This window comes from Microcoleus sp. LEGE 07076 (genome assembly GCF_015207455.1).
Classification (GTDB): domain Bacteria; phylum Cyanobacteriota; class Cyanobacteriia; order Cyanobacteriales; family Microcoleaceae; genus Microcoleus.
Genome location: NZ_JADEWV010000318.1, coordinates 1 through 4,893 on the forward strand (window position 1 = coordinate 1; position 4,893 = coordinate 4,893).

The following is a 4,893-nucleotide window of genomic DNA, read 5'->3' on the forward strand; positions in this document are numbered from 1 at the left end:
TCCGCGTCCCCGCCGGGTTGTCGGCCGAGTTGCTCTCGTAGGCGATGCCGCCGGTTACGTTACCAAATCTTCGGGCGAAGGTATCTATTTTGCTGCGAAATCCGGCCGGATGTGCGCCGAAACGATTGTGGAGATTTCTCAGCAGGGCACGCGCATTCCGACTGAACAGGAAATCAAGCTTTATCTGAAGCGCTGGGATAAGGCTTACGGGATTACTTACAAAGTGCTTGACATTTTGCAGCGGGTGTTCTACCGTTCTGATGCTACTCGCGAAGCTTTTGTGGAAATGTGTGCCGATCGCGACGTGCAGAAACTCACATTCGATAGCTATTTGTATAAGACTGTAGTGCCGGCAAATCCTTTCATCCAAATGAAGATTACTGCGAAAACCATTGGCAGTTTGCTGCGCGGCAATGCTTTAGCGCCTTAACTGCCTGCGCTGCTACACATTGTATAAAAAAAGCGGTCGGTTTAACAGCCGATCGCGTTTTTTGTATATCTAAAAATTCAGAAGGGAGTAAATTTAAAGATTTCGTAAAGCGAGGTATTTAAAATAGAGGCACGATCGGCAATCTAGTAATCTCAAATAAGTGCGATCACAAATAAGTTAAGGTGCTGCTGTGAATTTACCAGGGTTTAATATTTTTAGATTATCGATCGCCAGTGCAGCTTTAGTATTTGGAATTGTCCCTCAAGCCCGAGCCATATCCTTAAATCAGTCTTCCGGCAGTTGGAGCCAAACTGTGGGCGGTAGCGGGATTGTTTACCAGACTGTCGCTAGCGAAACCCAAGTACGCTGGGGCATCCCAGCTTACGGCGACAGTACAAGCCAAAAAAGCGGACTGGGATTTACTGGAGTTGGCCCGTCAACTTTTGGACTCGGTGAAATATTCCAAGTCGGGCAACTGCGTCATTTTAACAATGGTATTTTCGGCGGGACAGCAGCTTCCGCAGTTAATTTCAGCCTCAATTTAAACTTTGACAATCCGGTTGCGACTCAATCTTTTAATTTAAACTTGCAGATTGACGAAACTCCGAATCAATTGGGTAATTGCGCTTATTTCAGCATCACTCCTTGTGCCGACAAAATTTCTATCTCTGAAACTTCACTGTTGAATCAGTTTTCAATCGCCGGAATTGATTACACTTTACATTTGTTAGGTTTCAGCCTGACTCCAGGCGGCGCGCCTATCAATCAGTTTATCTCTCAGGAAGGGGGAACGAATCAAGCTTTGCTTTTTGCTAAAGTTACTGCTGTTGAACCAGAACCCGTTCCAGAGCCTGCAACCGTTGCTGGTACTGCTTTATGGCTGCTGGGCACTAAATTGGCGGTTGGCAATAGAAGGAAAAAGGCTAAGAGCTAATTTATCCCCAATTCCACCTTTTTTACTGGCACCACCGCAGTTTTGCCCTTTTTATATTCTAAAAAACGCGATCGGTTAAAGGGCCGATCGCGCTTTTTTAGATATACTCTTAGTCTGCGGAGGCAGACTTTGTTTGACAAGGAGCGGTTTCAACCGCCTCCTTCACTGCAAACCGGTTATTAATTCAAGTTCAACTGCACCAAAGTATCCGGTGCGAGGAAGTGGGAAATGTGATAAGCTCGCTCTTCGGTTTTCAGCAGGATTTTTTCGTAGAGGTAGCGCGTAGCTCGATCGCCCAAACTTTCAGCTTGTCCTGCTTGACGGCGCAGCAAACCTATAATAGCTTGTTCGGCAATTAAATCGTGTTCCAGCATTTGGCGGCAAGAAAACACGCCGTCGGCTTCGGGCTCGAAACAGCACAACTCAGCTAATTTGCTAAAACTAGCCGCCGGTATGCCGCCCAACCCGTTCAACCGTTCGCCCAATTCGTGAACGCTATCTTGAGCTTCTCCGTAACTTTCTTGAAAGAATTGGTGCAAGGAGTAGAATTCTGCCCCTTCTACCACAAAATGATGTTTTTGATATTGCAGGTACAAAGCCTGAAAACTGGCCAGCAGCGCGTTCATCCCTTCACAAATCGGTGCTGTGACTGAATGTTCGAGTAAAATAGGGTTTTCGGCTATGTGGCCAAACGGTCTCAATGCACTCTGAATCTTGGTCATGCGTGTTCTCCTCTCAATAGGCGGTTTTGTTGCCAATAGATTTAAGTCTAGCACCCTAAATTTACCAGTCAAGCAGGGTCTGGGTCGCTAGTGGAAGACTTTGTACGGTAAAAAAGTTTTTTACAAAATCTATTGAGAATTATTTGCAGTTGTATTATCCTATAAAAAGATGCTCGCTCTGAATGCTTCCCGAAAATGGGGTCAAGCGAGAGCAAAAATAAATGCAAATGATTATTGTTGCTAAAAAAATGAATCCAGCAGATCCAGAATTAGAAGTCTGTGACATCGTGCAAGTCAGTTGGCTAGACAGGTGGCAAGTTTATCAACGCTTGCAAGAATTAGAAATTCCCTGCTGGTGCAAGGCAGACCAACCTCTGCGGGCAAAAATTAGCACCGCCAAACAAGCTGCTCAACTAGCGAGCGTTTTGAAGCAGTTGAGCGCTCCGCGACGCGAACTGGTGCAGTTGCTCGAATGCTGCTGGCAAATCGGGTAAAGGCGATCGGGCTTCCATCGCCCCCGGTACGGGATTTAACAAAATTAAAGGAGTTATCACAATGCCTAAGTCTCACAAGCAACTTTCTCAATTCAGTTTAGAGGGAGAAATCCTCAGCCTGATTGTTGAAGATGGTTGCCAACTTAAATATTTGCGAATTGAGACCGATCGCCAAGTAGAATACTTAGTGAAACTTTGCAAGGAATTGCGGTCATTTTTAGGGCCTGTTTTGATACCCGGGTTGAGGGTTCAAGTTGCAGGCGAGAAAGAACTCAATTTGAAAAACGGTAAGATAAAACTTAAAGCTCGCAGTTTGACGCTGGCTGGGGGTAACAGCGCTCGATCGCCCGAACAGCAAGACTCCACGAGCGTACCTTGTGAGATGGTGACATCCGACGATCGCGCCAGTGGCAAAACCGAAGTCAGCACTCGATCGACAGATCAAACTGCAAAAGCTCGGGCAAAAACCCAAACCAAAATATTAGTATGTCAAAAATCTGACTGCCAAAAACGCGGCGGCGCAGCAGTCTGTAAAGCTTTAGAAAATGCTTTAACTTCGCGGGGTTTAGAAGAGCAAGTGACAGTTCAGGGTACTGGATGTCTCAAACAGTGCAAAGCGGGGCCGAATATCGTTTTGATGCCAGACAAAACTCGCTACAGCCACATTGCACCAGCAGAAGTTCCAGCGATTATTGACAAACATTTTGCAGTTGCTAAGGCTTAGCCGATCGCCCGAAACGGGAGACTGGGAGAATGTTGCTTGTGACTGGCGATCGATGACTCGTGACTGATGACTGATGACTGGGGGCTTTCTTTTGGATAATCTATAAGGATAGACTGTTTCACAGACCCTGTGACTATTGGGATAAAAAGCCATGTCAGAAGCTGATCGTCGAGCTAATCAGCATCAATCACACCCTGCTGTTCAATCGGATACCGAACCATTGCAGTCAAATTTTGCTGCTCCAGGGGGTTTTGAGCTGATCGCACCCCCTCCGACAAATCCTCCCGCAACGGTTCCCCAGCAGCCAGAAGAAGATTGGCAAACAGTAGATTTTCCGAACGCGCTCAGCGTAGATGCAATTCCCACAAAACCCTCCGCAAACAATTTGCAATCTCACACACAGCCGACAGAGGCCCAATCGCCCTTGGTTTCAGAAAATCTCAAAAATCTGCTCGGCAATGCCGAACAGCGTCAGGGCAAAGCATCGACGCCAGTCACCCTGATGCAAGCGCTGCACGAATGCAACCGCGACCTTTTGCAGCGCATCGCCCAGCTAGAAACTGCCCTCGAAGAGTCCCAAAAAAGTTTGCAGGATCGCGAAACCTTGCTAGAACAGCGGACTGCTGAACTCGAAAACACTCAAGAACAATTGACGCGGCTGTTTGGCAAAGTGGAAGTTTCCCATCAAACCCTCCAGGGTCAAGAAATTTTAGTGGAGAGTTTAAGCAGTCAGTTAGCAACCAGCCAAACTAGGCTAGCGGTTGTTGAGCGAGAATGTGCGTCTACTGTGCAGCGCTACAACGAACAGTTTCATCAGCTAGTAGCCACAGAAAATGTTTGCCGAGAATTGCGATCGCGCTTGCACCGCCAGCAGCGCCACACTTTGCAATTCAAAGCAGCCTTGGAAAGAAGTCTGGAGATGCCGCACAAGTCGCCGACTGTCGAACCGCCTGAGAGTGGGGAGGATTTGGCCGACAAGCAATTAGAATCCTTGCTCGCGGCGGTGAAAAACTCTCAAGCGCCGCTGCCGCCAGCCTTCAACCCTTCTCCTGTCACACCTTGGTCAGATCCCGAAGAGTATCCAGATGTAGCGGCTGCTGAAGATGCGATCGACCGTGAATCCACAGCCAATCAGGAACTCAACAAATTAGCACAAGCATCGGGCATTCAATTGCACGAAGAAAGGGAAACCTATCAAACGCAGGAGGCGGAGACTGACTCTGCGGTTGCGGTTGAGAAACCTGAATTGCTGATAACCGAGTCAAAACCGGAAACTGCTGCTGTCAAATCGGGCAGCCAAGAATTGGCTAGGGCGGTTCAAATTTTGAATTCTGTTGAAACCTTTGGTATTCAAGAAGGGCGATCGAGTGAAGCTGCATCTACAGCAGTCGGACAACCCGACTGGCTGGGGATGATTGCTAGTCCGCTGCGGACTGCTAAAAAACGTCGATCGCTCGCTGAAATTGAATTGCCGAGTTTTCGATAGTCAACTTAGGAATGAGAATTAAATAACTTACCATTTTTATTGTTCTTGTGGGATGGGCTCTATAGCCCGTCCAGGACGGGCTATAGAGCCCATCCCACAATTA

At 47.5% G+C, this 4,893-nt stretch carries 6 protein-coding genes and 1 pseudogene; 5 read left to right on the forward strand and 2 right to left on the reverse strand.

The genetic code is table 11. From position 1 onward, the window contains the following. Positions 1 to 430, forward strand: a pseudogene (locus IQ270_RS28115) (geranylgeranyl reductase); the annotation flags it as partial. A gap of 190 nt (positions 431 to 620) precedes the next feature. Then, complete coding sequence (locus IQ270_RS28120) at positions 621 to 1,364, forward strand: THxN family PEP-CTERM protein (protein ID WP_193976418.1); 744 nt, start codon at positions 621 to 623, stop codon at positions 1,362 to 1,364. Positions 1,365 to 1,543: 179 nt separating this feature from the next. Here the strand turns inward: IQ270_RS28120 and IQ270_RS28125 are convergent, their stop codons facing one another. Beyond that, positions 1,544 to 2,086: a Dps family protein gene (locus tag IQ270_RS28125; protein WP_193976419.1), complete on the reverse strand. Its 543-nt coding sequence runs from the start codon at positions 2,084 to 2,086 to the stop codon at positions 1,544 to 1,546. 248 nt (positions 2,087 to 2,334) lie between these two features. On the opposite strand from IQ270_RS28125, the gene IQ270_RS28130 reads away from it, so the two are divergent. Both IQ270_RS28130 and IQ270_RS28135 read left to right on the forward strand, forming a co-directional pair. Then, the gene (locus IQ270_RS28130; protein ID WP_193976422.1) at positions 2,335 to 2,580 is read left to right on the forward strand and encodes an Asr1405/Asl0597 family protein; all 246 of its coding nucleotides are present in this window, start codon (positions 2,335 to 2,337) and stop codon (positions 2,578 to 2,580) included. A 61-nt stretch (positions 2,581 to 2,641) separates the two neighbouring features. Continuing rightward, the gene (locus tag IQ270_RS28135) at positions 2,642 to 3,304 is read left to right on the forward strand and encodes a (2Fe-2S) ferredoxin domain-containing protein (protein WP_193976420.1); all 663 of its coding nucleotides are present in this window, start codon (positions 2,642 to 2,644) and stop codon (positions 3,302 to 3,304) included. On the opposite strand, the gene IQ270_RS32095 is transcribed toward IQ270_RS28135, so the two are convergent. Next, entirely contained in the window at positions 3,301 to 3,426 is a 126-nt protein-coding gene (locus IQ270_RS32095) for a hypothetical protein (protein ID WP_255532497.1), read from the reverse strand. The genes IQ270_RS28135 and IQ270_RS32095 overlap by 4 nt on opposite strands. A gap of 29 nt (positions 3,427 to 3,455) precedes the next feature. On the opposite strand from IQ270_RS32095, the gene IQ270_RS28140 reads away from it, so the two are divergent. Beyond that, complete coding sequence (locus IQ270_RS28140; RefSeq protein WP_193976421.1) at positions 3,456 to 4,790, forward strand: hypothetical protein; 1,335 nt, start codon at positions 3,456 to 3,458, stop codon at positions 4,788 to 4,790. The last annotated feature ends 103 nt before the right edge of the window (positions 4,791 to 4,893 follow it).